General features: G+C 72.5%; 17 protein-coding genes and 1 pseudogene. 8 read left to right on the forward strand and 10 right to left on the reverse strand.

The window, feature by feature from the left end; genetic code table 11:
* The first annotated feature begins 167 nt into the window (after window positions 1-167).
* A complete protein-coding gene (locus ACIQV3_RS38515) occupies window positions 168-1,652 on the forward strand; it encodes an MFS transporter (protein WP_403721479.1) in 1,485 nt (494 codons plus the stop codon).
* An 11-nt stretch (window positions 1,653-1,663) separates the two neighbouring features.
* Here ACIQV3_RS38515 and ACIQV3_RS38520 read toward each other — a convergent pair whose 3' ends face one another.
* Entirely contained in the window at window positions 1,664-3,712 is a 2,049-nt protein-coding gene (locus ACIQV3_RS38520) for a glycosyl hydrolase family 28-related protein (protein WP_403721443.1), read from the reverse strand.
* A 659-nt stretch (window positions 3,713-4,371) separates the two neighbouring features.
* Here ACIQV3_RS38520 and ACIQV3_RS38525 point away from each other — a divergent pair.
* Window positions 4,372-6,027 (forward strand): GMC oxidoreductase, encoded by a 1,656-nt coding sequence (locus ACIQV3_RS38525; protein ID WP_403721446.1) that lies wholly within the window; start codon window positions 4,372-4,374, stop codon window positions 6,025-6,027.
* A gap of 126 nt (window positions 6,028-6,153) precedes the next feature.
* Here ACIQV3_RS38525 and ACIQV3_RS38530 read toward each other — a convergent pair whose 3' ends face one another.
* The 5 genes and pseudogenes from ACIQV3_RS38530 to ACIQV3_RS38550 form a co-directional block, all read right to left on the reverse strand.
* Complete coding sequence (locus tag ACIQV3_RS38530; RefSeq protein WP_403721448.1) at window positions 6,154-6,633, reverse strand: carboxymuconolactone decarboxylase family protein; 480 nt, start codon at window positions 6,631-6,633, stop codon at window positions 6,154-6,156.
* Window positions 6,630-7,712, reverse strand: a complete 1,083-nt coding sequence (locus ACIQV3_RS38535) for a dihydrodipicolinate reductase (RefSeq protein WP_403721450.1) — start codon at window positions 7,710-7,712, stop codon at window positions 6,630-6,632. Before ACIQV3_RS38535 ends, ACIQV3_RS38530 begins: the two co-directional genes overlap by 4 nt.
* A gap of 64 nt (window positions 7,713-7,776) precedes the next feature.
* Window positions 7,777-7,944 carry a DUF6126 family protein gene (locus tag ACIQV3_RS38540; protein ID WP_403721451.1) on the reverse strand — a complete coding sequence of 56 codons (168 nt, stop codon included), beginning with the start codon at window positions 7,942-7,944 and terminating at the stop codon, window positions 7,777-7,779.
* Between the two features lie 18 nt (window positions 7,945-7,962).
* Window positions 7,963-8,682: a helix-turn-helix domain-containing protein gene (locus ACIQV3_RS38545; RefSeq protein ID WP_403721454.1), complete on the reverse strand. Its 720-nt coding sequence runs from the start codon at window positions 8,680-8,682 to the stop codon at window positions 7,963-7,965.
* A 73-nt stretch (window positions 8,683-8,755) separates the two neighbouring features.
* Window positions 8,756-10,307: pseudogene (locus ACIQV3_RS38550) on the reverse strand (ATP-dependent DNA ligase).
* 341 nt (window positions 10,308-10,648) lie between these two features.
* Between ACIQV3_RS38550 and ACIQV3_RS38555 the strand changes: the two are divergent.
* The 3 genes from ACIQV3_RS38555 to ACIQV3_RS38565 all read left to right on the forward strand — a co-directional run bounded on the left by ACIQV3_RS38555 (window position 10,649) and on the right by ACIQV3_RS38565 (window position 15,443).
* Window positions 10,649-13,372, forward strand: a complete 2,724-nt coding sequence (locus ACIQV3_RS38555) for an alpha/beta fold hydrolase (RefSeq protein ID WP_403721457.1) — start codon at window positions 10,649-10,651, stop codon at window positions 13,370-13,372.
* Window positions 13,369-14,307: an ABC transporter permease gene (locus tag ACIQV3_RS38560; protein WP_403721460.1), complete on the forward strand. Its 939-nt coding sequence runs from the start codon at window positions 13,369-13,371 to the stop codon at window positions 14,305-14,307. Before ACIQV3_RS38555 ends, ACIQV3_RS38560 begins: the two co-directional genes overlap by 4 nt.
* Before the next feature lie 236 nt (window positions 14,308-14,543).
* Window positions 14,544-15,443 carry a carbonic anhydrase gene (locus ACIQV3_RS38565; RefSeq protein ID WP_403721463.1) on the forward strand — a complete coding sequence of 300 codons (900 nt, stop codon included), beginning with the start codon at window positions 14,544-14,546 and terminating at the stop codon, window positions 15,441-15,443.
* Between the two features lie 25 nt (window positions 15,444-15,468).
* Here ACIQV3_RS38565 and ACIQV3_RS38570 read toward each other — a convergent pair whose 3' ends face one another.
* Complete coding sequence (locus ACIQV3_RS38570) at window positions 15,469-16,419, reverse strand: aldo/keto reductase (protein WP_403721466.1); 951 nt, start codon at window positions 16,417-16,419, stop codon at window positions 15,469-15,471.
* 203 nt (window positions 16,420-16,622) lie between these two features.
* On the reverse strand, window positions 16,623-16,832 hold the full coding sequence (locus tag ACIQV3_RS38575) for a hypothetical protein (protein WP_403721468.1): 210 nt from the start codon (window positions 16,830-16,832) through the stop codon (window positions 16,623-16,625).
* Window positions 16,833-17,478: 646 nt separating this feature from the next.
* On the opposite strand from ACIQV3_RS38575, the gene ACIQV3_RS38580 reads away from it, so the two are divergent.
* On the forward strand, window positions 17,479-18,603 hold the full coding sequence (locus ACIQV3_RS38580) for a substrate-binding domain-containing protein (RefSeq protein WP_403721470.1): 1,125 nt from the start codon (window positions 17,479-17,481) through the stop codon (window positions 18,601-18,603).
* Window positions 18,604-18,996: 393 nt separating this feature from the next.
* Entirely contained in the window at window positions 18,997-19,989 is a 993-nt protein-coding gene (locus tag ACIQV3_RS38585) for a hydroxyacid dehydrogenase (protein WP_403721473.1), read from the forward strand.
* Between the two features lie 757 nt (window positions 19,990-20,746).
* Here ACIQV3_RS38585 and ACIQV3_RS38590 read toward each other — a convergent pair.
* Together ACIQV3_RS38590 and ACIQV3_RS38595 are read right to left on the reverse strand one after the other, a co-directional pair.
* Window positions 20,747-21,535: a sugar phosphate isomerase/epimerase family protein gene (locus ACIQV3_RS38590; protein WP_403721475.1), complete on the reverse strand. Its 789-nt coding sequence runs from the start codon at window positions 21,533-21,535 to the stop codon at window positions 20,747-20,749.
* A complete protein-coding gene (locus ACIQV3_RS38595) occupies window positions 21,532-22,617 on the reverse strand; it encodes a LacI family DNA-binding transcriptional regulator (protein WP_403721477.1) in 1,086 nt (361 codons plus the stop codon). The genes ACIQV3_RS38590 and ACIQV3_RS38595 overlap by 4 nt, the downstream gene beginning before the upstream one ends.
* A gap of 237 nt (window positions 22,618-22,854) precedes the next feature.
* Here ACIQV3_RS38595 and ACIQV3_RS38600 point away from each other — a divergent pair, with 237 nt between their 5' ends.
* Window positions 22,855-23,979: a Gfo/Idh/MocA family protein gene (locus ACIQV3_RS38600; RefSeq protein WP_403721482.1), complete on the forward strand. Its 1,125-nt coding sequence runs from the start codon at window positions 22,855-22,857 to the stop codon at window positions 23,977-23,979.
* Window positions 23,980-24,064 lie beyond the last annotated feature (85 nt).

The raw sequence follows: 24,064 nt of genomic DNA on the forward strand, positions 1-24,064 counted from the left end.
AGTGCCTAATGAGCCGTGCCGCCCGCCGGGCCTCCACCCGGCCTGCCACCCGGGCCGCCGGGCAGCCCGCCGTCACCGGGGCCGCCACCGGCCCGGTGCCCGTCCCCAGCCCGGTGCCCGCCCCCGGCCGGGTGGCCGATCCGGGCCGCGCGGGCCAGCCTGGGGGAATGACCGTCCCCGCCCCGTCCGCCGCCCCCGGGGTGCGCCTCAGTACCGCGCAGGGCCGGTGGATCGTGCTGACCACGGTGCTCGGGTCCGCCATGGCGCTGCTCGACTCCACCGTGGTCAACGTGGCCCTGCCCGCCATCGGGCGGGATCTCGGCGCCGATCTGGCGGTGCTCCAGTGGACGGTCAACGCCTACCTGCTGACCCTCGCGGGCCTCATCCTGGTCGGCGGGGCGCTCGGGGACCGGTTCGGGCGGCGCCGGATCTTCATGCTCGGGGTGGTGTGGTTCGCGGTCGGCTCCCTGCTGTGCGGGCTCGCGCCGAACGCCGGGGTGCTCATCGCCGCCCGCGCCCTGCAGGGCATCGGCGGGGCGCTGCTGACGCCCGGTTCCCTCGCGCTGATCCAGGGGTCCGTCCATCCGGACGACCGGGCCCGGGCGGTGGGCCTGTGGTCGGGTTTCGGCGGGGTGGGCGCCGCCGTGGGGCCGTTCCTCGGCGGCTGGCTGGTGGACGGGCCCGGCTGGCGGTGGGTGTTCCTGCTGAACGTGCCGGTGGCCGCGCTCTGTGTCCCGGTCGCGCTGCGGCACGTACCGGAATCGCGCGATCCGGTGGCGCACGGGCGGTTCGACGTGGCCGGGGCGGTACTCGGCGCGGCCTCGCTCGCCCTGCTGACCTACGCGCTCATCGAAGCCCGGTCGGGCACCGCGATCGTGGCGGGCGCCGCCGTGGGCGGTGTACTGCTGGCCGGTCTCTTCGTGGTGGTCGAGCGGCGGCGGGCCGATCCGATGGTGCCGCCGGACATCTTCTCCTCGCGCCAGTTCACCGCCGTCAACCTGGTCACCCTGTGCGTGTACGCGGCCTTCGGCGGGTTCTTCTTCCTCGTGGTGCTCCAGCTCCAGGTGGTGTCCGGGTACTCAGCCCTGGGCGCCGGGGCCGCCCTGCTGCCCACCACGGCCCTGATGCTGCTGCTGTCGGCCCGCTCCGCGCAGCTCGGTGAGCGGATCGGCCCGCGGATCCCGCTGACCGCGGGACCGCTGCTGTGCGCGGCGGGGATGCTGCTGATGCTGAGGGTGGGCCGCGAGGCCTCGTACGTACGGGACGTGCTGCCGGCGCTGCTCGTGATGGGCCTGGGCATGGCGGCCCTGGTGGCTCCGCTGACGGCGACCGTGCTGTCCTCGGTGGACCCCGGCCGGGCGGGTCTGGCCAGCGGCATCAACAACGCGGCCGCGCGCGCCGCCGGACTCCTCGCGGTGGCCGCGCTGCCGCTGCTGGCCGGGATGGGGCCGGACGCGTACCTGTCGGCCGGCGCCTTCGACGCGGCCTTCGGGCGGGCGATGTTCTGGTGCGCGGGGGTGCTGGTGGCCGGGGCGTGCCTGGCCTGGGCGACCGTACGCTCCCCCGTGCCCGGGGCCCGTCACCCGCAGTGCCGTACGAACTGCGCGGTGACCGCTCCGCCGCTCGAACCCCCGGGAGCGGCGGAGCGGTGATCAGCGGGCGCTCACCAGGGGCTCGGCGCCGGCGGGGCGACGACCGGCGGGCGGTCGTCGCAGGTGATGGTGTTGGGCAGTTCCCAGCCGGCCAGCCACGGTCCCGTCGTACCGCCGCCGTCGTTGCCGCCGCGGTCGACGAGGGTGAACTCCGAGCCGGTGGCGGGGAAGTTGAAGGAGCCGCAGTTGTTGACGCCGACGGCCCCCACATTGCGGGCGTCGACGTTCTCAAAGCTCGCCGAGCCGGCCACCCGGGCGCTCACCACGGAGGTGCCGGTGCCGTCGACCCGGACGTCCTTGAAGTGGACGTTCTCGATGCGGACCTTGTCCTTCACCGGCCAGTCGCTGACCAGCATGATCGCGTTGTAGGTGCTGTCCAGGAAGGAGTTCCCGGTGACCTGGACGTCGGCCTGGTCGATGTTGCGGTCCAGGGCGTAGAACCAGATCGCGCCGAGCCCGATGTTCCAGTTCAGTTCGTACGTGCCGGCGCGCACGGTGGTGTTGCCGTCGATCCGCAGGCTGCCCGTGAAGGGTTCGGCTCCGAAGCGGGAGCCGACGTGCAGGGCGCTGCCCTCGCGGACCGGGTCGGCCACGAGGTTGGCGCTGACGGTGGTGTCGGCGCCGCCGTAGATCGCGATGCCGTTGGCCAGCGTGGGGCTCTGCACGGTGTTGTGGTCGAAGGTGTTGCGGGCGTTCGTGGTCTTCTCCGCCCACATGGCGAGGCCGTCGTCGCCCGTGTTGCGGACGAAGTTGTCCTGGACGAGGGAGTCGGTGACCCCGGTGTGGAAGTTCAGGCCGTCGGCGATCTGGTCGGTGATGACGTTGCGGGTGACCTTCACGTTGCTCATCGGGCCGTCGAACCAGAGGCCGACCTTGGTGTGGTGGATGTAGAGGGAGTCGACGGTGGAGTCGCTCATCGCGCCGCCGACCCCGTTGACCTGGTCGGTGTCCACGCGCTCGCGGACGTCGCCCTCGATGGCGAAGCGGGAGAGGTGGACGCCCCGGCTGCCGCCGTCGGCGGCCTCCTTGCCGTAGAAGCCGACGCCCTTGCCCTTGACGGTGGTGTACCAGCTGCCGGCGCCGGTGATGGTGACCCCGTCCACGATGATGTGGCGGTTGACCTGATAGGTGCCCGGCGGCAGGTAGACCGGCAGCCGGTGGCGCTTGGCGAAGGCGATGGCCCGGTCGATGGCGTCGGCGGAGTCCCGGCGGCCCGTCGGGTCGGCGCCGAAGAGGAGGGCGTTCGCGGCGGCCGCCTCCACGTGCGGGGCGCCGACGCGCTGCGAGTCGAGCAGGTCGATCACCGTCCAGGCGGCGGGGGTGCCGGCCGGGACGGTGAGCCGGACCTTGTCGCCCGCCCGGTAGGTGCGGCCCAGGAGCAGGCGCTGCTCGTCGTACATGTGGGTGGGCCGGAACGGCTTGGCGATGACCGGGGCCGGGGTGGTGGCCGCCGGGACGCAGGCGCACTCGGTGATCCACCAGTCGGGGTGCAGGAGGTCCGCCTGCGGGTCGTTGGTGAAGGGGTACTGGTTGTAGAGCCAGGAGTACTGCGAGGTCAGCGTCATGGAGCGGCGGTTCTTGCCGTTGACGGTGACGTCGAGGGGGGCGGTGATGCCGCCGCCAGCCGGGGCGTCGGGCAGGCTGTAGCGGACGGTGATCGCGTCGGCCGCCGCGGGCAGGGTGAACTCCACGTACTGGCCGGGGGCCAGCTTCACGGCCTTGCGGCCGGAGGCCTCGGCGGGCAGGGAGTACGCGGTGCGGTCGGGACCGATGAGCGTGCCGGAGGTGGCCGCGTTCTCCGCCTCCTGCTCGGCGAAGTCCACCCGGGCGCCGCGGCCCTCGGCCAGTGCGGGGTCGAGGGCGGCGCGGGTGACGGCCGTGGGCGGCGCCGGGTCCGCGGCCGCGGGCTGGGCCTCGGCCGCGCCCGCAGCCAGGGCGCCGAGGCCGAGGGCGGACGCGGTGAGCGCCGCCAGGACGACGCCGGCCCGTGCGGGGACGGTTCTTCTGCTTGCTGCGGCGGCTCGGCCGGCGGCGGGGTGTGCGGCTCTTCTTGGGGGCATGGCCGGGACAGTAGGACCCCGCACACAAACACAGCAAGAGTCGTGCAAGATTCTTCTTTATCTTGTCGAGTTTTTCCAATCTTCCGTGGCGTGGCAGACGTCCACGCTTTGGCGGCGGCCCGCCTCGACGCTGATCCCGGTCCGGACCGGCGACCGCGCGCCTTCCCCTTCTGTACGCGAGGGCGCCGGGCGGGGTGCGCCGGACCTGCAACACCGGCCGGGGCGCCGAACAGGAGCACCCGCCGAAGGTAAAAAGATTCGGGCCCGACCACGGGCCCACCTTGCGGTTTGTCGCTTTTCGGCCGCCGAGCCCCCGGGATGCAGCCACGACGGAGTGGCTGCGTGCGCGAAGAACCCCGACGTCCCGGCGCGGAGGAGCACCCCGTAACACGTTCGACTTCTGACGTGGTGGATTCGAGCGGACACCCCCCGCCCGCGGGACCTTCCCCCCTGGCCGCCGCGGTCACTCCGGGATGACCGGCCATCCACAGCGGGTCGTCGTTCGCAGCGTCCGATGGGACCTTCACCCCCTCCCGCGGACCGTGAACCGACGCGACTCGCGGCCGCCACCGACGAAATACGCCGTGACGTATCTAGTGACTTCGCAAGCACTCGGCAGTAGAACTCGTTCTCATTCCGCCTAGAGTGAGGAAGCTCACATGAGCGACAAAGGCCTGCACAAAACGAACCAGAACGGCGTCTCCCGTCGAGGATTTCTCGGTAGAACGGGTTCCATCCTGGGTGCAATGGCCCTCGCCGGTCAGATCGCCCCGTCCCAGGCCCAGGCCGCCACGGCCGGCGCGGCCGCCGCCGGCCCGATCGGCAACGGAGCGCACGTCCCGGCCCTCGTGATCGGTACCGGGTACGGCGGCTCCGTCGCCGCCCTGCGGCTCGCCCAGGCCGGGGTCGACGTCCACATGATCGAAATGGGCATGGCCTGGGATACCCCCGGCTCGGACGGCAAGATCTTCTGCAACACGACCAGCCCGGACTACCGCGCCTACTGGCTCCGCACCAAGACCAAGGCGCCGCTGAGCAACTTCCTGGGCTTCCCCATCGACAAGGCCGTCCCGCGCTACACCGGCATCCTGGACGCCGAGGAGATGGGCGGGATCATCGTCTACCAGGGCCGCGGCGTCGGCGGCGGTTCGCTGGTCAACGGCGGCATGGCGGTCACCCCGAAGCGCGCGAACTTCGCGGGCGTCCTGCCGACGGTGAACGCGGACGAGATGTACGACACCTACTACCCGCGCGCCAACGCGGGGCTCGGTGTCAGCCTGATCGACCCGGCCTGGTTCGAGACCGTCGACTGCTACCAGTTCTCCCGCGTCGGCCGCAAGCACGCCCAGCGCTCCGGGTTCCCGTTCATCTTCGTCCCGGACGTGTACGACTGGGACTACATGAAGCAGGAGGCGGCCGGGACCGTCCCGAAGTCCGCCGTCGCCGGTGAGATCCTCTACGGCAACAACGCCGGCAAGAAGTCCCTCCAGCAGACCTACATCGCCCAGGCCAAGGCCACCGGCAAAGTCACCATCTCGCCCCTGCACAAGGTGACTTCGGTTTCCCCGGCCTCCGGTGGCGGGTACACGGTCGTCATCGACCAGATCAACACCACGGGCGACACGGTGGGCACCAAGACCGTCGTCGCGGACAAGGTGTTCTTCGCGGCCGGCAGCGTCGGCACCAGCAAGCTGCTCGTCCGGCTCAAGGCCACCGGCGCACTGCCCAACCTGAACAACGAGATCGGCAAGGGCTGGGGCGACAACGGCAACGTCATGTGCGGCCGCGCCAACCACATGTGGGACCCGACCGGCAAGGTACAGGCCTCGATCCCCTGCGGAGGCATCGACAACTGGGACGCGGGCGGCGCGTTCGCCGAGGTGGCGCCGCTGCCGACCGGCATCGAGACGTACGCCTCGTTCTACCTGTCGATCACGAAGAACCCGAACCGCGCGCAGTTCACGTACAACGCCGCGACGGGCGGGGTCGAGCTGAACTGGCAGACGGCGTGGAAGCAGCCGTCCATCGACATGGCGAAGACCATCTTCGACAAGATCAACAAGAAGGAGGGGACGATCTACCGGACCGACCTCTTCGGCACCAACAAGATCTGGGGCGACCACCTCACGTACCACCCCCTCGGCGGCGCGGTCCTGGACAAGGCCACCGACAACTACGGCCGTCTGCACGGCTACACGGGCTTGTACGTCATCGACGGCGCGCTGATCCCCGGCAACACCAGCGTCAACCCGTTCGTCACCATCACGGCGCTCGCCGAGCGCAACATCGAGAAGATCATCGCCACCGACCTCTAGGTCGTCTCCGGGCGGTGCACAGCGCGAAGGCCGGGGCCGTCGGATCATCCGACGGCCCCGGCCCCGAGTGCGCACCGCACGCACTCGGCGGTCGGCGGTCGGCGGTCGGCGGTCGGCGGTCGGCACTCAGTGGCTCGGCAGCACGCAGACGCTGTCGAGGCCGAGCACGTGGTTGAGCCGGCCGAAGGCCAGCCAGGAGCCGATGCTCATCGTCAGCTCCACGATCTCCACCTGGCTGTAGCGGGCCGTCATCCGGTCCCAGAACTCCTCGTCCAGGCCGTGGTGGTCCAGGCAGTACCGCTCCGCGTACTCCGCCGCGAGCCGGGTGCGCTCGTCGAAGCGGTCCGTGGTGCGCCATTCGGTGACGGCCTCGGGGAACTCGTCCTCGACCTTCTCGCCGTCCCGGTCGGTGCGCCAGTCCAGGCAGAAGACGCAGCCGTTGATCTGCGCGACGCGCAGCCGCGCCGCCTCGAACTCCCGCAGCCCCAGGGTCGTGTGGGCGTACACCGACAGGGAGAAGTTGGCGGCGGCCATCCCGATGCCGGGGACCAGGTCGCCCCATACGTACTCGATGGGGTGCTGGCCTTCGGGTATGTCGATCCTCATGACAGTTTCCTTCCGAGTTTGCCGACGGCGGGGCGCAGGGGGACGTCCAGGGCGTCGTAGAGCCCCGGTTCGGCCTCCACCAGCCAGTCGATGGCTCCGACGAGGCGTCCGACGGCGGTGGCGTTGCCGCCGGCGGAGCGGTTCTCGCCCTCGTCGGTGGCCTCGATGGTGACCTCGATGTGCGGGCGGCCCTCGATGATCACCCGGTGGGCGCCGTCGCCGCCGTCGGGCGGGCTCGGCCAGTCGGGGGCGCAGGAGGCGTGGATGCGGGTGACGTGCTCGATGACGATGCGGGGTTCGCCCTCGACGATCCCCTGCACCTCGAAGCGGATGGCGCCCTGGGTGCCGCCCTCGAACTCGCCCATCGTGCGCGTGGTGACGGTGGTGTCGAGGGCGCGGCGCTCCACGGTCTCGCGAATGTCGTCGAGTTCGACGCCCAGCGCGCGGGCCATCATCCGGATCTGCCCGCCCCACACCATGCTCGGGATGGACGGCATGAGCATCATCGGCTCGTAGTCCATGGGCTGACCCATGCCGATGAGGTAGCGGACGGAGTCCGGCTGGTCGTAGGTGGAGTAGTCGAAGATCTCCTGGCAGCGGATGACGTCGATCCGGGTGCCGAGACCGCTGAGCAGCAGCGGGAGCACGTCGTTGCCCCAGCCCGGGTCGACGCCGGAGGCGAAGAGCGAACCGCCGCCCTCCGCGACCGCGGCGGTGACCGGGTCGAGGAACTCCGGTGGGGCGCTGCGGTAGTCGTAGAGCGGATAGAGGGCGGGGCTCACGACGACGGCCCCGGAGCGGATCGCCCGGGTGATGTCGGCGAGCGCGTCGTCGGGGCGGATGTCACCGGACGCCGCGTAGACGACCGCCTGCGGACGGGCCGCGAGGACCGCCTCGATGTCGTCGGTGGCCACGACGCCCGTTTCGTAGTCGAGCTCGCCGAGTTCACCGGCGTCGCGGCCGACCTTTTCCGGATTGTGGACGATGACGGCGGCCAACTTCAGCGCCGGATGGGCCTCGACGGCACGGATGGCCAAACGGCCGACGTTGCCGGTACCCCAGACAACCGTGGAAATCATGCGCGGAGGGTAGCTTCAGGGCCTGTAGGTTCCTAGAGCCGTGTACGGAAATTCCGGCCCGCTGTCACTGGTTTTGCGCACCCAGCACGAACAGCAGGTAGACGAAGAACGCGAACAAATGACCTACGAACAAGTAGGCGATGAGCCGGATGATGAGACCGCGCGGGAACTTCGACTGCTGCTTCTGCTGCTGCTTCTGCCGTGTCGGTCGCGCGTCCTGCGTATCGGGCATGGCGTACGGGCTCCTCGCCTATCGGTGATGTGTGGTCGCGCCGGTCCCGCCACCGAGGCACAGGCCGGCGAGGCTGCTCTGCAGCAGGGTGTGGACGAACAGCAGCTCCGCTCCGGCGGCCGAGGCCGCGCCGATCCGGTGCGCGGTGAGCGAGTCGAAGTGGGCGCTGTCCCCGGGCTCCATCAGGTGCTCGGTCTCCCCCAGGCGCAGCCGCAACCGCCCTTGCAGCACGTACAGCCACTCCTCCCCCGGATGTACGCGGACCAGCTCGCCCTGGCTGCGCCCGTAGGGAACGTGCACGCGCAGCGCCTGCATCCCGCGGCCGGAGCCACCGGCCTGCCAGTACGTCCAGCCGTCCGCCTCGCGGGCGCCGGGACCGCCGGCCCGTACGATGGGATCGGCTACGGCCGGGGTCTCCCCGAGCAGTTCCGAGACGGTCGTGCCGTAGGTGCGGGCGAGCCCGAGCAGCAGGGGCAGTGAGGGCTGGCGGCGGCCGGTCTCCAGCCGCGACAGGTGCGCCGGCGAGAGCCGGGCCCGGGCGGCGGCGGCCTCCAGGGTGAGTCCGGCCCGGCGGCGCAGATCGCGCAGCTGCGGGGCCACGGTGGGTAGCTCGGCGTCGGGGGCGGTGTCGTCGCCCGGGGCACCGGAGTCGGGGGCGGGGTCTCGGTCGGGGTCTAGGCCGGGGTCTAGGTCAGGGTCGGCCGCTTCGCCGGGGCCGGGGGCAGGACCGGTTGTCATGCCACGATTGAGCCAGACCCTTACCTCCCTGGCAATCCGCGTTGCCTCTGAGGCAAAACGCCCCCGTAACCCCCTACGGGGTCTCACCGGGTCCGGGCGGGCCCGCGAGCACCGTCTCCACCGTGTCCGCGTCCTGTGCCCGCTTGTCGGGACGGTGGCGCAGGACCCGCGCGAAGCGCAGGGCCACCCCGGCCGGGTAGCGCGGGGAGCGCTGCAAACCGTCGTAGGCGATCTCCACGACCAGTTCGGGGCGCACCCGGACCGTGTGGCCGTCGTCCTCGACCGCGAGCTCGCCGAGCCGCTCGGTCTGCCAGCGCAGCATCTCGTCGGTCAGGCCCTTGAAGGTCTTGCCGAGCATCGCGTAGCCGCCGTCTGGCGGTCCGGGCGCCGAGGTGCAGGTTGGACAGGAGACCGGTGCGGCGGCCGTGGCCCCGCTCGACCGCGAGCACCACCAGGTCCAGGGTGTGCACCGGTTTCACCTTGAGCCAGTGTTTGCCGCGCCGGCCGGCCGCGTAGGCGGAGTCGAGGGCCTTGAACATCACGCCCTCGTGCCCCCGGCCCAGGGTCCGCGCCCAGAACGCCTCCGCCTCGGCCGCCTGCGCCCGCGGGTCCTCGACCACGAGCCGGCCGACCCGGAACTCCTCCGGAACCAGGGCGGTGAACTCCGCGTACCGTTCGCGCACCGGCAGGTCGAGGAGTACGCGGTCCCCCGCCACCAGTACGTCGAAGAAGTAGGGGACCACCGGAAGGGTCCGCCGGGCGGCCTCGACGTCGGCGCGGGAGCCGACCCGGCTCGCCACCTCCTGGAACGGCACCGGCCGCCCGTCCGCCGCGGAACGTCCGATGACCTCCCCGTCGAGGACGAAGCGGTCCCCCGGAAAGGACCGGGCCAGCTCGGCCACCTCCGGCAGCCGGTCGGTGATCTCGTCGAGGGAGCGCGTGTACAGCCGTACGTCGTCCCCTTCGCGGTGGACCTGCACCCGGATCCCGTCGAGCTTCTCCTCCACCGCACACGGCCCGAGCGCCGCCAGCGCCGCCGCCACCGACTTGGCGGTGTTCGCCAGCATCGGCTGTACGGGCTGCCCCACGCGCAGGGTGATCCCGCGCAGGGCCTCCGCCCCGTCGGCGAGCACGGCCGCCGCCACCCGGGGCAGGGAGCCGTCGAGCATCGCGGCCCGGCGCAGCTCGACGGCGGGCACCCCGGCCGCGGCGGCCACTCCCTCCAGGGCCACGGCGTCGAGCGCGCCCTGGCGCACCTCCCCGCCGAGCAGGCCGCGCAGGAACCGCTGCTCGGCCGCGGTGGCGGCGCCGAGCAGGGTGTCCAGGATCCGGCGGCGTTCGGCCTGGGATCCGGCCCCGGACACGGCTGCGAGCCGGGTCACGGCCTCGTCTACGGCGGTCACGGTCAGGGTGGGTTCGGCGGCCGGTCCGCTCTCCGCGGCGAGCGCGCGCCAGCCGATCCCCGGGCGGCCCTGCGGGAGCCGCCCGGCGAGGTAGGAGACGACCAGCGCCGCCTCCTCGCGGGGCGCGGCGGCGAACAGCTCCGCGAGCAGGGCGGTCTTCCCCGACCTGGCGGAGGTTTCGGCAACCTCCCGGGACACGCGCGCGACCTCGGCCAGCAGCATGCGGCCATCCTCCCGCCGGTCGGCCGGCGCCGCAGCCCGGCGGGGGCAGCCCGGCGGCAAATCCAGCCCCGCCGGCGTTTGAGGCGCGGGGTCCGGGGCGGAGCCCCGGTTTCGGGAAGGGGCGGGGTGGGGAAAAATCACCCCCAACCCGACCCCGCCGGGCTTTACGACCCCGGTCCGGATTCCCGGCCCCGGGCTCGGCCCCAGCCCGCCGCCGCCGCCGTCCACCGCCGTGTACCGCAGGCGCGGTACACGCTGCGCAGCCGTGTAGTCCTTGAGGACGTCCGCAGTTCAGCCTCCGGGAGCGCGGCCACCGGCTGCCTGGCGCTTAGGGTTCCCGTATGAAGCTCCGACTGCCCCGGCGCCGCCGAGACCGCCTGCTCGCGGGCGCGGCCGCGCTCGCCGTCGTCGCGGGGGCGGGCACCCTCACGGCCACCGCCGCGGCCGGCGACACCCCGGCCGTACACCGCGAGGACACGGTCCTCGACATGCCCGGCGCCGGCATCGACATCTCCTACTTCACCGACAGGGAAGGGGACGGTGGGGCGAAACGTCCCGCCGTGCTCCTCGCCCACGGCTTCGGCGGCAGCAAGGAGGACCTGCGCCCGCAGGCCGAGCGCCTCGCCCGCGAGGGTTACGCCGTGCTGACCTGGTCCGCGCGCGGCTTCGGCCGCTCCGGCGGGAAGATCGGGCTGAACGACCCCGCGTACGAGGTCAAGGACGTCTCCCGGCTGATCGACTGGATCGCCGCCCGGCCCGGGGTGCGCCTCGACGCGGCCGGGGATCCGCGCGTCGGCATCGCGGGCGGCTCCTACGGCGGGGCCGTCTCCCTGCTCGCGGCCGGCACCGACCCGCGCGTGGACGCCATCGCCCCCTCGATCACCTACTGGAACCTCGCGGACTCCCTGTTCCCGAACGGCGTCTTCAAGAAGCTGTGGGCGGGCCTCTTCTTCACCACCGGTTCCGCCGGCGGGCTGCAGCCGGGGGCCTCCGGCCCGGGCGCCGCCCCGCAGGCGGCCCCGGCCGCGCCCGGCTGCGGACGCTTCCAGCCGGAGCTGTGCACCATGTACGAGCGCGTCGCGGTGGCCGGCAAGCCCGATCCCGAGGCCCGCGCGCTGCTGGAGGGGCGCAGCCCCTCGGCGGTCGGCGGCGCGATCAAGGTGCCGACCCTGATCACGCAGGGCCAGGACGACTCCCTGTTCCCGCTGGACCAGGCCGATGCCATGGCCCGGGCGATCGCCGCCAACGGTGCGCCCGTCTCCGTGGACTGGGCGGCCGGCGGCCACGACGGCGGCATGCGCGAGGCGGACCGCGTCGAGGACCGGGTGAAGACCTGGTTCGACCGCTACCTCAAGGACGACGCGTCCGTGGACACCGGCCCCGCCTTCCGCGTCTCGCGCTCGGGCGGCATCGACTCCACCGACGGCCGGGTCACCCTGCGCGGAGCGAGCGGCTCCACCTATCCCGGGCTGCTGTCCGGGCCGCGCGAGTTCGCCCTGACCGGCCGGGAGCAGACCTTCGCCAACCCGGCGGGCGGGGCCCCGCCCGCGCTGTCCTCGCTGCCGGGCATCGGCGGGCAGCTCGCCGCCCTCGGAGGCGGCCTCTCGCTGGACTTCCCCGGGCAGAACGCCCGCTTCGACTCGGAGCCGCTGACCGGCGAAACCCGGATCACCGGCACCCCGACCATCACCCTAAAGGTGAGGTCTACAGCTGCCGACGGTTCGGCCGTCCTGTTCGGCAAGGTGTACGACGTCGGCCCCGACGGGCGCCAGCAGGTACTGCCCAGTCAGCTGGTGGCCCCGGTGCGGGTGGAGGGCGCGCAGCAGGACAAGACCGTCGAGCTGCGGCTGCCCGCGATCGACCACGCCGTCGAGGCCGGGCACCGGCTGCGGCTCGTCGTCGCCGCCACGGACCTCGGCTACGCCTCACCGGCCGCGCCGGCGACCTACACCGTCTCGGCGCAGGGCCCGCTGGCCGTGCCCGTCGCGGGCGGGGTGCGCACGGCGTCCTCCGGGCTGCCCGCCTGGACCTGGTGGATGCCGCTCGGGGCCGCGCTGCTGGCCGCCGCGCTGGTGGGCATCCGCAGAACCGGCGGCCGGGGGCCGGGCAGGGGCCGGGCGGGCGCGGCGCAGCCCGACCCCGCGCTGGCCGGCGTACCGCTGGAGATCACCGGGCTGACCAAGCGCTATGCCAAGGCGCAGGACCGGTACGCCGTACGGGACCTGTCGTTCCGGGTGGAGAAGGGGCAGGTGCTCGGCCTGCTCGGACCCAACGGCGCGGGCAAGACCACGACCCTGCGGATGCTGATGGGGCTGATCAGTCCGGATGCCGGGAAGATCCGCGTCTTCGGGCACCAGATCCGGGCCGGCGCGCCGGTGCTCTCGCGGGTCGGGGCTTTCGTGGAGGGTGCCGGCTTCCTGCCGCACCTGACCGGGCGCGCCAACCTGGAGCTGTACTGGCAGGCCACGGGCCGTCCCGCCGCCGACTCCCACATGGAGGAGGCCCTGGAGATCGCCGGCCTCGGCGACGCCCTGGAGCGTGCGGTACGCACGTACTCGCAGGGCATGCGCCAGCGCCTCGCGATCGCCCAGGCCATGCTCGGCATGCCGGACCTGCTCATCCTCGACGAGCCGACCAACGGCCTGGACCCGCCGCAGATCCGCGAGATGCGCGACGTGATGATCCGGTACGCGGCCGGCGGACGGACGGTCATCGTCTCCAGCCACCTGCTGTCGGAAGTCGAGCAGTCCTGCACGCACCTGGTGGTCATGGACCGCGGCCGGCTCGTCCAGGCGGGCGAGGTCGCCGAGATCACCGGCGGCGGGGACGTCCTGCTGGTGGCGCTCGCCGAACCGGTGGACGAGTCGGTCGTCGAGAAGATCGCCGCGTTGGAGGGAGTGGAGTCCGTGGCGCGCGCCGAGGACGGTCTGCTCGTACGGCTGGACGGCGCTAGCGCCGCCGAGCTGATCGCCGAACTCGTACGGCTGGAGGTGCCGGTCTCGGGAGTGGGTCCGCACCGGCGGCTCGAAGACGCGTTCCTGACCCTGATCGGAGGCGCGGCATGAACACCGTGACGGATCTGAACGCGGACGCGAACGCGCCCGCGGGCCCGCCGGCGAACGGCGACGTGACGCCGGACGGCATCGGCCGCGAGGTCGCCCACGGCTACCGGGCGAACCGGACGCTGCCGCTGCGCGTGGAGGCGCTGCGGCAGTGGCGCCGGCGGCGGACGCTGGTGATGGGCGGGATCCTGGCCGCGCTGCCCTTCATCCTGATGATCGCCTTCGCGGTGGGCGGCGGCCCCGGCAGCCGCGGCGGCGACGACGGCCGGATCACCCTCATCGACACGGCGACGGCTTCGGGCGCGAACTTCGCGGCCACCTGCCTGTTCGTGTCGGCCGGGTTCCTGCTGGTGGTGCCGGTGGCGCTGTTCTGCGGGGACACCGTGGCCTCGGAGGCCAGCTGGTCCTCGCTGCGCTACCTGCTGGCCTCTCCCGTGCCCAGGGCCCGGCTGCTGTGGAGCAAGCTGGTGGTGGCCCTCGGGTTCAGCCTGGCGGCGATGGTGCTGCTGCCGCTGGTGGCGCTCGCCGCGGGTACGGCGGCGTACGGGTGGGGGCCGCTGGAACTGCCCGCGGGCGGCTCGCTGCCGGCCGGGGACACGCTCGGGCGGCTCGCGATCGCCGTGGCGTTCGTCTTCGTGTCGCAGCTGGTCACGGCCGGGCTGGCGTTCTGGCTGTCGACGCGGACGGACGCGCCGCTGGGCGCGGTGGGCGGGGCGGTCGGGCTGACGATCGTCGGCAACGTGCTGGACGCGGTGACGGCTCTGGGGTCCTGGCGGGAGTTCCTGCCGGCGCACTGGCAGTTCGCCTGGGCCGACGCCTTGCAGCCGCAGCTCGAATGGGGCGGGATGATCAAGGGGACGGTGGTGTCGGTGTCGTACGCCGTGGTGCTGTTCGCGCTCGCGTTCCGCGGGTTCGCCCGCAAGGACATCGTGTCCTGAGGCTGCGGGCCCCGGGCTCTGGCCCTGCCTTGGCTCTGGCCTTGGACCTGCCTCTAGCTCTGCCTCTGGCTCCGGTCGAACGGGACCGTGCTCCGACGCACGGTCCCGTTCGGCCGTCGGGGGCCAACACGGGCGGCCCCGTGTGAGCCTGCCGCCCCGGCGGCCCGTACCGCCCAAGAATCGCCCTCGGTCAGGACGTACGGACGCGTCCGAACGGCACCGAGGGGTACGACCCGATGGACAGAGCAGGACTTCCGCCCCGCAGGTTCGTGCTGACGGGAGGCCTCACGGCCGCCGCCGCCCTGTTCACGGGGTGCTCGGCGAAGAGCGCCCCGAAGGTGACGGCGGCGGCGCCGGAGCCCCGGCCGAGCACCCCCGAGGGCGCGTACAGCCGCCTGATGGAGGGCAACAAGCGCTGGGTGAGCGGCAGCCTCAACCACCCCGACCGGGATCCGGACCGCCGCGCGCTGGTGGCGCAGGCGCAGGATCCCTTCGGCGTGATCCTGGCGTGCATCGACTCCCGGGTACCGCCGGAGCTCCTCTTCGACACCGGGCTCGGCGATCTGTTCGTGCTGCGCACGGGCGGGCAGGCGGTCGGCCCGGTGGTGACCGGATCGGTGGAGTTCGGGCCCATGACGGCGGGCACCCCGCTGATCCTGGTCCTCGGGCACCAGCGCTGCGGAGCCATCGACGCCTCGTACAAGGCGCTCAGGGACGGGAACCCGCTGCCCGGCAACCTGCGGGCGATCGAAAGGGCGCTGGTGCCGGCGTACGAGCTGACGGTCAAGGATCCGGGCTCCGACCCGGTCGACACGATGATCCGCAATCAGATCAAGGTGACGGCGGACGGGCTGCGGGCCAACGCGGATCTGGCGCCCCTGGTGGGGAAGGGGTCACTGGCCGTGGTCGGCGCCTACTACTCGCTGGACACCGGCCGGGTGGAGATCCTGACCGGGGCGCCGACGGGCACGGCTTCCGCCAGCCCGTCGGCCAGTACGTCGGCCAGTACGTCGGCCAGTGCCTCCGCGAGCGCCTCGCCGAGCCCGTCGGAATCCGCGTCGGAATCGGCCTCTGCGTCGGCGTCCGGCTCCCCGTCGGAGTCCGCTTCCGCGAGTCCGTCGCCCGACGCCTCCTGAGGGCAGGGCCGCGGCCGGACTCCGGTCAGCCGGCGGCAGCCTCCGCGACGGCGTCGACCTCCGCGAGGAGTTCGGCGTCGAGCGGCCGGTCGGCGACGGCCGCGTTGGCCCGTACCTGCTCGGCGGAGGTGGCGCCCGCGATGACGGAGGCGCAGCCGGGCTGGGCGGAGAGCCAGCCGATGGCGAGTTCCAGTACGGTGCGCCCGTGCTTGTCGGCGAGCGCCGCCAGGGCTTCCACGATGTCGAGGCGCTCCTCGGTGAGGTAGGCGTCGCGGCCTTGGAGGCGGGAGCCCGCGGGGACGGGCGCGCCCCGGCGGATCTTCCCGGTCAGCAGCCCGTTGGCCAGCGGAAAGTACGGCAGCACGCCCACTCCGTAGTGGAGGGCGGCCGGGACGAGTTCGCGCTCCGCCGACCGCTGGAGCAGCGACCATTCGTTCTGGGCCGACACGAAGGGCGCCGCGCCGGTCTCGCGGGCCACGTGGGCGGCTTCGGCGAGCTGCCATCCGCTGAAGTTGGAGTGGCCGATGTAGCGGATCTTGCCCTCGGCGACGAGTTCGGTGAGCGCGGCGAGCGTCTCGGCCACGGGAACGGCCGGGTCGGGGCTGTGGAGTTGGTAGAGGTCGATGTAATCGGTCCCCAGGCGGGTCAGGGACGCTTCGACGGCGCGCCGGATGTAGGCGCGGCCGGCGCGGGAGCCGGCGGCGGGTCCGTAGCCCATGTCCACGCCGTCGTAGCCGAACTTGGTGGCGAGGACGACCTGGTCCCGGCGCCCCTTGAGGGCCTCTCCGAGGTGGCTTTCAGAGCCCCCGGCGCCCCCGTAGATGTCGGCGGTGTCAAGGAGGGTGATGCCCGCGTCGAGTGCGGCGTCGACGACGGTACGGGTGGCCCGGGCGTCGAGGCGGCCGCCGAAGTTGTTGCAGCCGAGCCCGATCGCCGAGACCTGAAGACCTGAACTGCCCAGGGGGAGATGGCGCATTCTTTCGTTCCTCCGCACTCGTCCGGCACGTGATCGACAGGACGGCAGTGTAGATCGCCGCCCGACCCTCGGGGACGGGAGCGGGCGTCCCGCGCGGGCGCCTTCCGGACCCCTTCCGGACCCCTTCCGGACCCCTTCCGGACCCCTTCCGAGTTTCCTCCCGCCTCCTTCCGGGTTTCCCTCCGGGGCGCCTCTTGGTGCCCTCAGAAGAGGTCGGCGAGCCGCTTTCCGATGGCCCAGCCCTCGTCCACAGAGCAGACCGCGAGGTCGGGGTCGGCCGCCGCTGCCGCCCCGGCGAGTTCGGGAGTGGCGTAGAAGTTCACACGATCGCAAAAGACTTCGCGGATGTCGGCGCCGGTTGAACCGGTCGTGGCGCAGCGGCCGGTGACCCGGCTGGCCTCCTTGAAGACCACGGGAAAACATGAGGACGTCCATGACGCACCAGCCCGTGACGCGCTGCCCCTGGAGCTCCATGGCGTAGGGCCGTTCCGCGTTCAGCGAGACCCCGGCGCCGACGATGTCGCCGCCCGCGTCCGTCTCCAGGTCGAAGTCCATGGCGCGGAAACGGTCGAGGACCTCGTCGGCCGGCCAGCCGAGCAGCTCCCCCGCCCTGGCCGGGGAGAGCGGGCCCTGGGCCGGCAGTCCGCCGATGAGACCGGCCCCGGCGGCCATGAGCCGCACGCCTTTCGGCGAGGTCCATTTGGCGACCAGCTGATCCGACAGGTCCTGGACGTGGGAGTTCAGGCCTTTCATACTTGATTGATCACTTTTGTCCCAGTTCCAGGCTATCGGACCACGAGGTGACGCGGCGGGCATGAACTGCGTCACAGTTCCGGGAGGTTGCTCGGGGGTCGAGGTCGACAACCGTCGGACGGTCGGGGCCCAGCTGGTCCCGCGGGGGCAACTCGGTGCCGCGGTCCCCACCCTGCCGTCGGCGGCGAACAGCGTCCGGCCGATGCCACGTTGACCGGATTCGATCGAATCGATCGTTTCGGCTTTCTGTGGTGGAATCGAGCGGCATACCGCCGACCACGGACCGGACAAGCCGCAGGGGGATCCTTGAGACCACATGTCGACCGGCGTCAGGCCCGGGTTCTCGCCCTCGTCCGGGAGCGGGGCACTGCCCGTGTCGCGGAACTCGCCAGGGAGCTCGGCATGTCCCCCGTGACCCTGCGGCGGGACGTCGAGGCGATGGCGGCGCGGGGCGAGATCCAGCGGACGCACGGGGTGATCAGCCGGCGGGAGTCCGACCTGGCGGGCGCGGAGCCTGGCGCCGCCTGCGACCGCACGGGCGCCGGCACGGACACAGGCACGGGCAGGGAGCGGGGCGCCGCCGGGCTGGTGATCGGGATGGTCGTGCCGACCACCGAGTACTACTTCGCGGACGTCGTCCGGGGGGCCCGCGAGGTGGTCGAAGCGAGGGGCGCGCGGCTCACCGTAGGGCTGACCCGGTACCTCGCGGGCGAGGACCGCACACAGGCGGACCGGTTGCTGTCGACGGGTGCCGACGGGCTGCTCCTGACCCCGACCTGGCGGACCGGAACACCCGGACCCGGCGAAGGGGCGTGGACGGCCGAACTGCCGGTGCCCACCGTCCTGGTGGAGCGGTGGGCCCCGCCGGGACATCCGGCGGCCTCCCTGGACCGGGTGGCCTCCGACCACGCGGACGGGGCGGCGCGGGCCGTACGGCACCTGGCGGAACTGGGCCACCAACGAATCGCGCTGGCCAGCCGCGAAACCCCGACGTCGGGGCGGCTGCGCACGGGCTTCGAGGCGGCCGTGGCCACCCTCGGGCTGGAGCCTCCGCCGGCGTGGCCCGCCGCCGGGGCGGCCTCGCTCGCGGAGGCGGAGGCTTTCGCGCGGACCCTGGACTACTTGTGCGCGGCGGTGGCCGAGGGCGGTGTGACCGCCGCCCTGATCCACAGCGACACGGACGCGATCATGCTGATCCCGCGGCTCCAGGCGCGGGGGGTGCGGGTGCCGGAGGACCTGGCGGTGATCACCTACGACGACGAGGTGGCCGAACTGGCCGACGTACCCCTGTCGGCGGTGGCTCCGGCCAAGCGCGAGGTCGGGGCCCGAGCGGCCGGGATGCTGCTGGACCGGCTGGCGGACCGCGCGGCGGGGCGCGAGGGGCCGCGGCAGCATCTGGACCTGCTTCCCCGGCTGACTGTCCGCCCGTAGCCCGTAGCCCGCAGCCCGGCATGGATCGGAGCCACGACATGCGGGGAACGGCCAACGGCCAACGGCCAACGAGCGCCCGCTCACCTACCCCCACACCACATGTGCGTTTTGCATGTTCGTTTCGATCGAATCCTCCATGCGCCCTTGACGACATGATCGTCCGCGCAAAAGGATGAGGATCGCGAACAACTCCGGGACCGCCTCTTTGGGGAGCGGCGGCCCCGGAGCCCCTTCGCCCGTGTCGCTCCCGGCACCGCGGCCGAGGTTTGTGACCATCGGGACTTCGGATCTCACCGCAGGAGCCGTCAAGTGACCCACCCCGCCCGCGAATCCGCCCCCTCCTCTGGCCCCTCGCCCGGCTCTTCGCCCCGCAGGCCGGTCACCGTGCTCGCCATGAGCCCCGGAACCCGGACCGCAGTCCTCGGCGACCGGACCCTGGCGGACCTGGTCCGCGTCGCCGATGTGGACCCCGGGCTCCTCGTCACCGACTTCGGCCCGGCCCGCTCCGAGGAGGCCCTGCGCCGTCGGCTGGCCGTGGCCGAGGTCCTGTTCACCGGATGGGGCTGCCCTCCGCTGGACGCGCGGGCACTGGAGCTGATGCCGGAACTCCGGGCGGTCGTGCACTCCGCTGGAAGCGTCAAACACCATGTCACCGCCGCCTGTTGGGAGCGCGGTCTGCGCGTCTCCAGCTCGGCCGCCGTGAACGCCCGGCCGGTCGCGGAGTACACGCTCGCCGCCATCCTCTTCTCCAACAAACGCGTACTGGACTCCGCGCACGCCTACCGGGCGGCCCGAAGCCACATCGACCCGCTGCGCGACTACCCCGCCGTCGGCAACTACCGCCGTACCGTCGGCCTGATCGGCGCCTCGCTCATCGGGCGGCGCGTGCTGGAGCTGCTGCGCCCCTTCGACCTGCGGGTGCTCGTGCACGATCCGTACGCCGATCCGGCCGCTCTCGCCGCCGTCGGTGCCGAGGCCGTCGCCCTGGACGAACTGCTCTCCCGCAGCGACGTGGTGAGCCTGCACGCCCCCGACCTGCCGGAAACCCGCGGTCTGCTGGACGCGGCCCGCCTGGCCCTGATGCCGGACGGCGCCACCCTCGTGAACACCGCGCGCGGCTCGCTCGTCGACACCGCGGCGTTGACCGCGGAGCTGGTCTCGGGACGGCTGCACGCCGTACTCGACCACACCGAGCCGGAGGTACTGCCCGCCGACTCCCCGCTGTACGACCTGCCCAACGTGCTGCTCACCCCGCACGTGGCCGGTTCCCTCGGCACCGAACTGGACCGCCTGGCGGCATCGGCCATCGAGGAACTGGATCGCTACGCCCGGGGCCTCGACTTCCACCACCCCGTCGACCGGGCCAAGCTCGCCCACTCCGCCTAGCAGGTCCTGGCCGGCCGATCTTGGATTGTGGAAAGATGCCGCTCATGACGTGCATCCGAAGGGGCCGTGCCTCGTAGAACACCTGCTTCGCTTCGACCGCGGGAACGCGGCCGGGGTGAACCCTGGGTGCGGTATCGCGATGTCCCAGGCCTATCGGGAGCGGCGAATGCCGCTGTCCGTGTGCTCGAACGGGAGCGCTTGTCTCCGGGCATCGTGGCGGTGGCGCTGAGCGTGTGGTCCGTGCGCGTCCACGGCACGAGGCGTCGGTGGAGACAAGGGGAAGCGGAGTTCACCTGCCGCTGCTGCGGCGAGGGTTGGGCCCGGGACAAGCTGCAGGATGCCCTGTTCATGCTTCCGCCAAGGGCCTCAGGCGAACTCCGGATGCAGGTGGAGCGCCTGGACCTGGTGCTCCTCGGACGAACGCATCACGAGCCGGCAGAAGATTCGGAGTTGGCGTGGTGGCATCGCAGGTGCTGACCGCACCGATGTCGCCCACTGGTTCACGGACCTCCACCTGATGCTCCCAGAACCCGTCCCCCTCGGCGGCTTCGAAGCCGAGCTGTGACGCGAGCTCCGCGAAGCGACTCAGCACGCGAACTCCTGCACGGGAGACAGCTGTGGGTCCTGACGTCCGTGAACATGGCTTCCTTGGGCGTGTTTTGACGGTATCTCAGCTGCCCCCATCACGCTTCGTGATGCCAGGATTCGGCCGGTCGATCACGAATGCCGCAACCAGTCATGATCGACGGGACAAGTCCTAATCCGCCGCGCGGACCAGTCGCTCCAGGTACTCCCGGCCCGGACCGAGCCGCTCGGGGAGTTCGCCGGCGGTGGGGTACCAGCGCTTCTCGTACTCCCAGCAGAGCCAGCCGCTCCGCGGTACGAGGGCGACCGCCTCGGCGAGCGGCAGCGCGCCCCCGCCGAGCCCCAGCGGGGTCAGCTCCTGCGCGGACGCCACGTCCTTGACCTGTACGTACCCCAGGTGCCCGGCGAGGGCCCGGCTCGACTCGGCCGGGGACTCGCCCCCGAGCCAGGTGTGCAGTACGTCCCACAGCGCGCCCGCGCCCGGATGCGCGACCCGGTCGAGGATCCGGGCCGTGGCGGTCGCGGTGCGGTGCGAGTCGTGGGTCTCCAGCAGGATCCGCACTCCGTGCCGCTCGGCGAACGGTGCGGCGGCCCGGAGCCTGCGGACCGCATGGTCGTCGGCGTCGGCCGGCGGCTGTTCACCGCCGCCGGGGAAGACCCGTACGTAGGGGGCTTCGAGGTCGGCGGCGAGCCGCACCAGGGCCCGGACCTCGTCGAGGACGGGCTCGTCGGGGCCGGGCGCGGCAACCCGGGCGTACCCCGCGACTCCGAGGACGGCGACGCCCGCGGAGGTCAGGGTGCGCAGGCCGGCCGCGCGGTCGGCGGCGGAGCTGGCGGGATGCAGGGGCTCCTCGGGGTGGGCCCGCAGTTCGAGGCCCTCGTACCCGTGCGCGGTGGCGAGGCCGGCGCTGCGCTCCAGCGGGGTGCCGGGCAGGCCGAGGGTGGAGAAGGCGTACCTCACGGACGGCCCCCTTCGGTGGTGACGGCGGGCGGCGGCGCGGTGGAGGCGCGCACCGTCAGTTCGGCGGGAAGCGTGGTGATGCCGCCCGGCGGCAGCGCTCTGCGGCCCGTGACGAGCTGGGCCGCGAGCACCCCGGCTTCGCGCAGCGGCAGCCGGACCGTGGTGAGGGCGGGGGCGGTGTCGACACAGACGGGCAGGTCGTCGAAGCCCGCCACGGAGACGTCCTCGGGTATCCGCAGGCCGGCTTCGCGCAGGGCCGCGGCGACGCCGGTGGCGACGGTGTCGTTGGCGGCGGCAACGGCGGTGAAGGGCGCCCCGCGGCGGAGCAGTTCGCGGGTGGCGTCGTATCCGGCGGAGCGCTCGAACCCGGCGTGCACGGTGAGCCCCGCGCAGTGCGCGGGCAGGGCGGGGTCGTGGTCGCGCAGGGCGTCCTGGTGTCCGGCGAGGCGCTCACGGGTGGTGCTCAGCCCGGGCGGGCCGGCCACGTAGGCGATGTGCCGGTGCCCGAGCGTGAGCAGGTGCTCGGTGAGCCGGAAGGCGCCGCCCCGGTCGTCGAACATGACGGTGGCGACGGGGAGTCCGGCGGGCATGGGCAGCGGGGGCCGCCCGCAGAGCACGACCGGCGCGCCGGTGGCGGCGATGCGGGCGAGGCGGGCGGCGAGCGCCCGGGTGTGCTCGGGATCCTCCACGGCGCCGCCGGTCAGGACGACCCCGCCGGCCCGCTGGCCCTCCAGGAGAGCGAGGTAGTCGAGCTCGGCGGCCGGGGCGCCCTCGGTGTTGCAGACGACGGCGAGCCGGCGCGGGCCGCCCTGTCCGCCGGGGGTCAGGGCGCTCTGCAGGGATCCGGCGAGGATCCCGAAGAAGCTGTCGGCGACATCGTGGACGAGGACGCCGATCAGGTCCGAGGTCGCGGCGGCGAGGGCCCGCGCGGGGCCGTTGGCGATGTAGCCGAGGTCCTCGATCGCCCGCTCCACGCGGGTCCTGGTGGCGCCCGCCACGGGGTACCCGCCGTTCAGCACGCGCGAGACCGTGGCGGGCGATACGCCCGCGTGCACCGCCACTTCGGCGAGTGTGACCGCCATGACCCCCTCCTTCCGATCCGTCCCGGGTCATCGTCTCACCCGGTGTGTGGATCTCCATACTCGCCGATGAAGAAAGCGCTTTCTATCACCCGTAAGAGTCTTGCATCACGCAGGGGAGCGGCCCTAGCCTGATCGTAGAGAAAGCGCTTTCTATCCGTTTTCTCGGCAGCTCCGCACAGGAACACGCAACAACACGAAGGAGGGGACACCGTGCAGCGCAGGACGATCAAGATCGCCATGAACGGCGTCACCGGGCGGATGGGATATCGCCAGCACCTGGTCCGCTCCCTGCTCGCACTGCGCGAGCAGGGCGGTCTCGACCTCGGCGACGGCACGGTGCTGTGGCCGGAGCCGGTGCTGGTCGGGCGCCGCGAGGAGGCCCTGCGGGCCATCGCGGAGCGGCACGGCCTGGAGCACGTGAGCACGGACCTGACCGCGGTGCTGGCCGATCCCGAGGTCGAGATCTACTTCGACGCCCAGGTCACCAGCGCCCGTGAGGCGGCCGTGCGGCAGGCCGTGGCGGCAGGCAAGCACGTGTACTGCGAGAAGCCCACCGCCCTCACCTTCGAGTCCTCGCTGGAGATCGCGCGGCTGGCCGACGCGGCCGGCGTCAAGCACGGGGTCGTGCAGGACAAACTGTTCCTGCCGGGCCTGCTGAAGCTCAAGCGGCTCATCGACGGCGGCTTCTTCGGCGAGATCCTCTCCGTGCGCGGGGAGTTCGGCTACTGGGTCTTCGAAGGAGACTGGCAGTCCGCCCAGCGCCCCTCGTGGAACTACCGCTCCCAGGACGGCGGCGGCATCGTCGCCGACATGTTCCCGCACTGGGAGTACCTGCTGCACGAGCTGTTCGGCCGGGTCCGCACGGTGCAGGCGCTGACGCGCACCCACATCGGCCGCCGCTGGGACGAGGAGGGCAAGCCGTACGAGGCCACCGCGGACGACGCGGCGTACGGGATCTTCGAGCTGGAGGGGGGCACCGTCGCGCAGATCAACTCCTCTTGGGCGGTGCGGGTCAACCGCGACGAGCTCGTGGAGTTCCAGGTGGACGGGACGCACGGCTCGGCGGTCGCCGGGCTGCGCGGCTGCCGGATCCAGCACCGCGCGACGACCCCGAAGCCGGTGTGGAATCCGGACCTGCCCCTGACGGAGAACTTCCGCGACCAGTGGCAGGAGGTGCCGGACAACACCCCCGCCGACAACGGGTTCAAGGCCCAGTGGGAGCTCTTCCTGCGCCATGTCGTGCGGGACGAGCCCTGGCAGTGGGACCTGCTGGCCGGGGCCCGCGGGGTGCAGCTGGCCGATCTCGGACTGCGCTCCTCGGCGGAGGGCCGGCGGCTCGTGGTCCCGGAGGTGGCGCTGTGAGTTCCCTGAGTCAACCTCTATGCCGCCAGAGGCGTGTCGGTGGGCTTGTTGACCTTGTTGTTGCCCTGGTGGGTGACGGGGTCGT

The sequence above is a fragment of the Streptomyces sp. NPDC099050 genome (assembly GCF_044759865.1).
Classification (GTDB): Bacteria; Actinomycetota; Actinomycetes; order Streptomycetales; family Streptomycetaceae; genus Streptomyces.

What these genes read in the sequence shown, in the direction of transcription:
- ACIQV3_RS38515 (WP_403721479.1), top strand. Translation starts at nt 168, where the DNA reads ATGACCGTCCCCGCCCCGTCCGCCGCCCCCGGGGTGCGCCTCAGTACC.
- ACIQV3_RS38520 (WP_403721443.1), bottom strand. Translation starts at nt 3,712, where the DNA reads ATGCCCCCAAGAAGAGCCGCACACCCCGCCGCCGGCCGAGCCGCCGCA.
- ACIQV3_RS38525 (WP_403721446.1), top strand. Translation starts at nt 4,372, where the DNA reads ATGAGCGACAAAGGCCTGCACAAAACGAACCAGAACGGCGTCTCCCGT.
- ACIQV3_RS38530 (WP_403721448.1), bottom strand. Translation starts at nt 6,633, where the DNA reads ATGAGGATCGACATACCCGAAGGCCAGCACCCCATCGAGTACGTATGG.
- ACIQV3_RS38535 (WP_403721450.1), bottom strand. Translation starts at nt 7,712, where the DNA reads ATGATTTCCACGGTTGTCTGGGGTACCGGCAACGTCGGCCGTTTGGCC.
- ACIQV3_RS38540 (WP_403721451.1), bottom strand. Translation starts at nt 7,944, where the DNA reads ATGCCCGATACGCAGGACGCGCGACCGACACGGCAGAAGCAGCAGCAG.
- ACIQV3_RS38545 (WP_403721454.1), bottom strand. Translation starts at nt 8,682, where the DNA reads ATGACAACCGGTCCTGCCCCCGGCCCCGGCGAAGCGGCCGACCCTGAC.
- ACIQV3_RS38555 (WP_403721457.1), top strand. Translation starts at nt 10,649, where the DNA reads ATGAAGCTCCGACTGCCCCGGCGCCGCCGAGACCGCCTGCTCGCGGGC.
- ACIQV3_RS38560 (WP_403721460.1), top strand. Translation starts at nt 13,369, where the DNA reads ATGAACACCGTGACGGATCTGAACGCGGACGCGAACGCGCCCGCGGGC.
- ACIQV3_RS38565 (WP_403721463.1), top strand. Translation starts at nt 14,544, where the DNA reads ATGGACAGAGCAGGACTTCCGCCCCGCAGGTTCGTGCTGACGGGAGGC.
- ACIQV3_RS38570 (WP_403721466.1), bottom strand. Translation starts at nt 16,419, where the DNA reads ATGCGCCATCTCCCCCTGGGCAGTTCAGGTCTTCAGGTCTCGGCGATC.
- ACIQV3_RS38585 (WP_403721473.1), top strand. Translation starts at nt 18,997, where the DNA reads ATGAGCCCCGGAACCCGGACCGCAGTCCTCGGCGACCGGACCCTGGCG.
- ACIQV3_RS38595 (WP_403721477.1), bottom strand. Translation starts at nt 22,617, where the DNA reads ATGGCGGTCACACTCGCCGAAGTGGCGGTGCACGCGGGCGTATCGCCC.
- ACIQV3_RS38600 (WP_403721482.1), top strand. Translation starts at nt 22,855, where the DNA reads ATGAACGGCGTCACCGGGCGGATGGGATATCGCCAGCACCTGGTCCGC.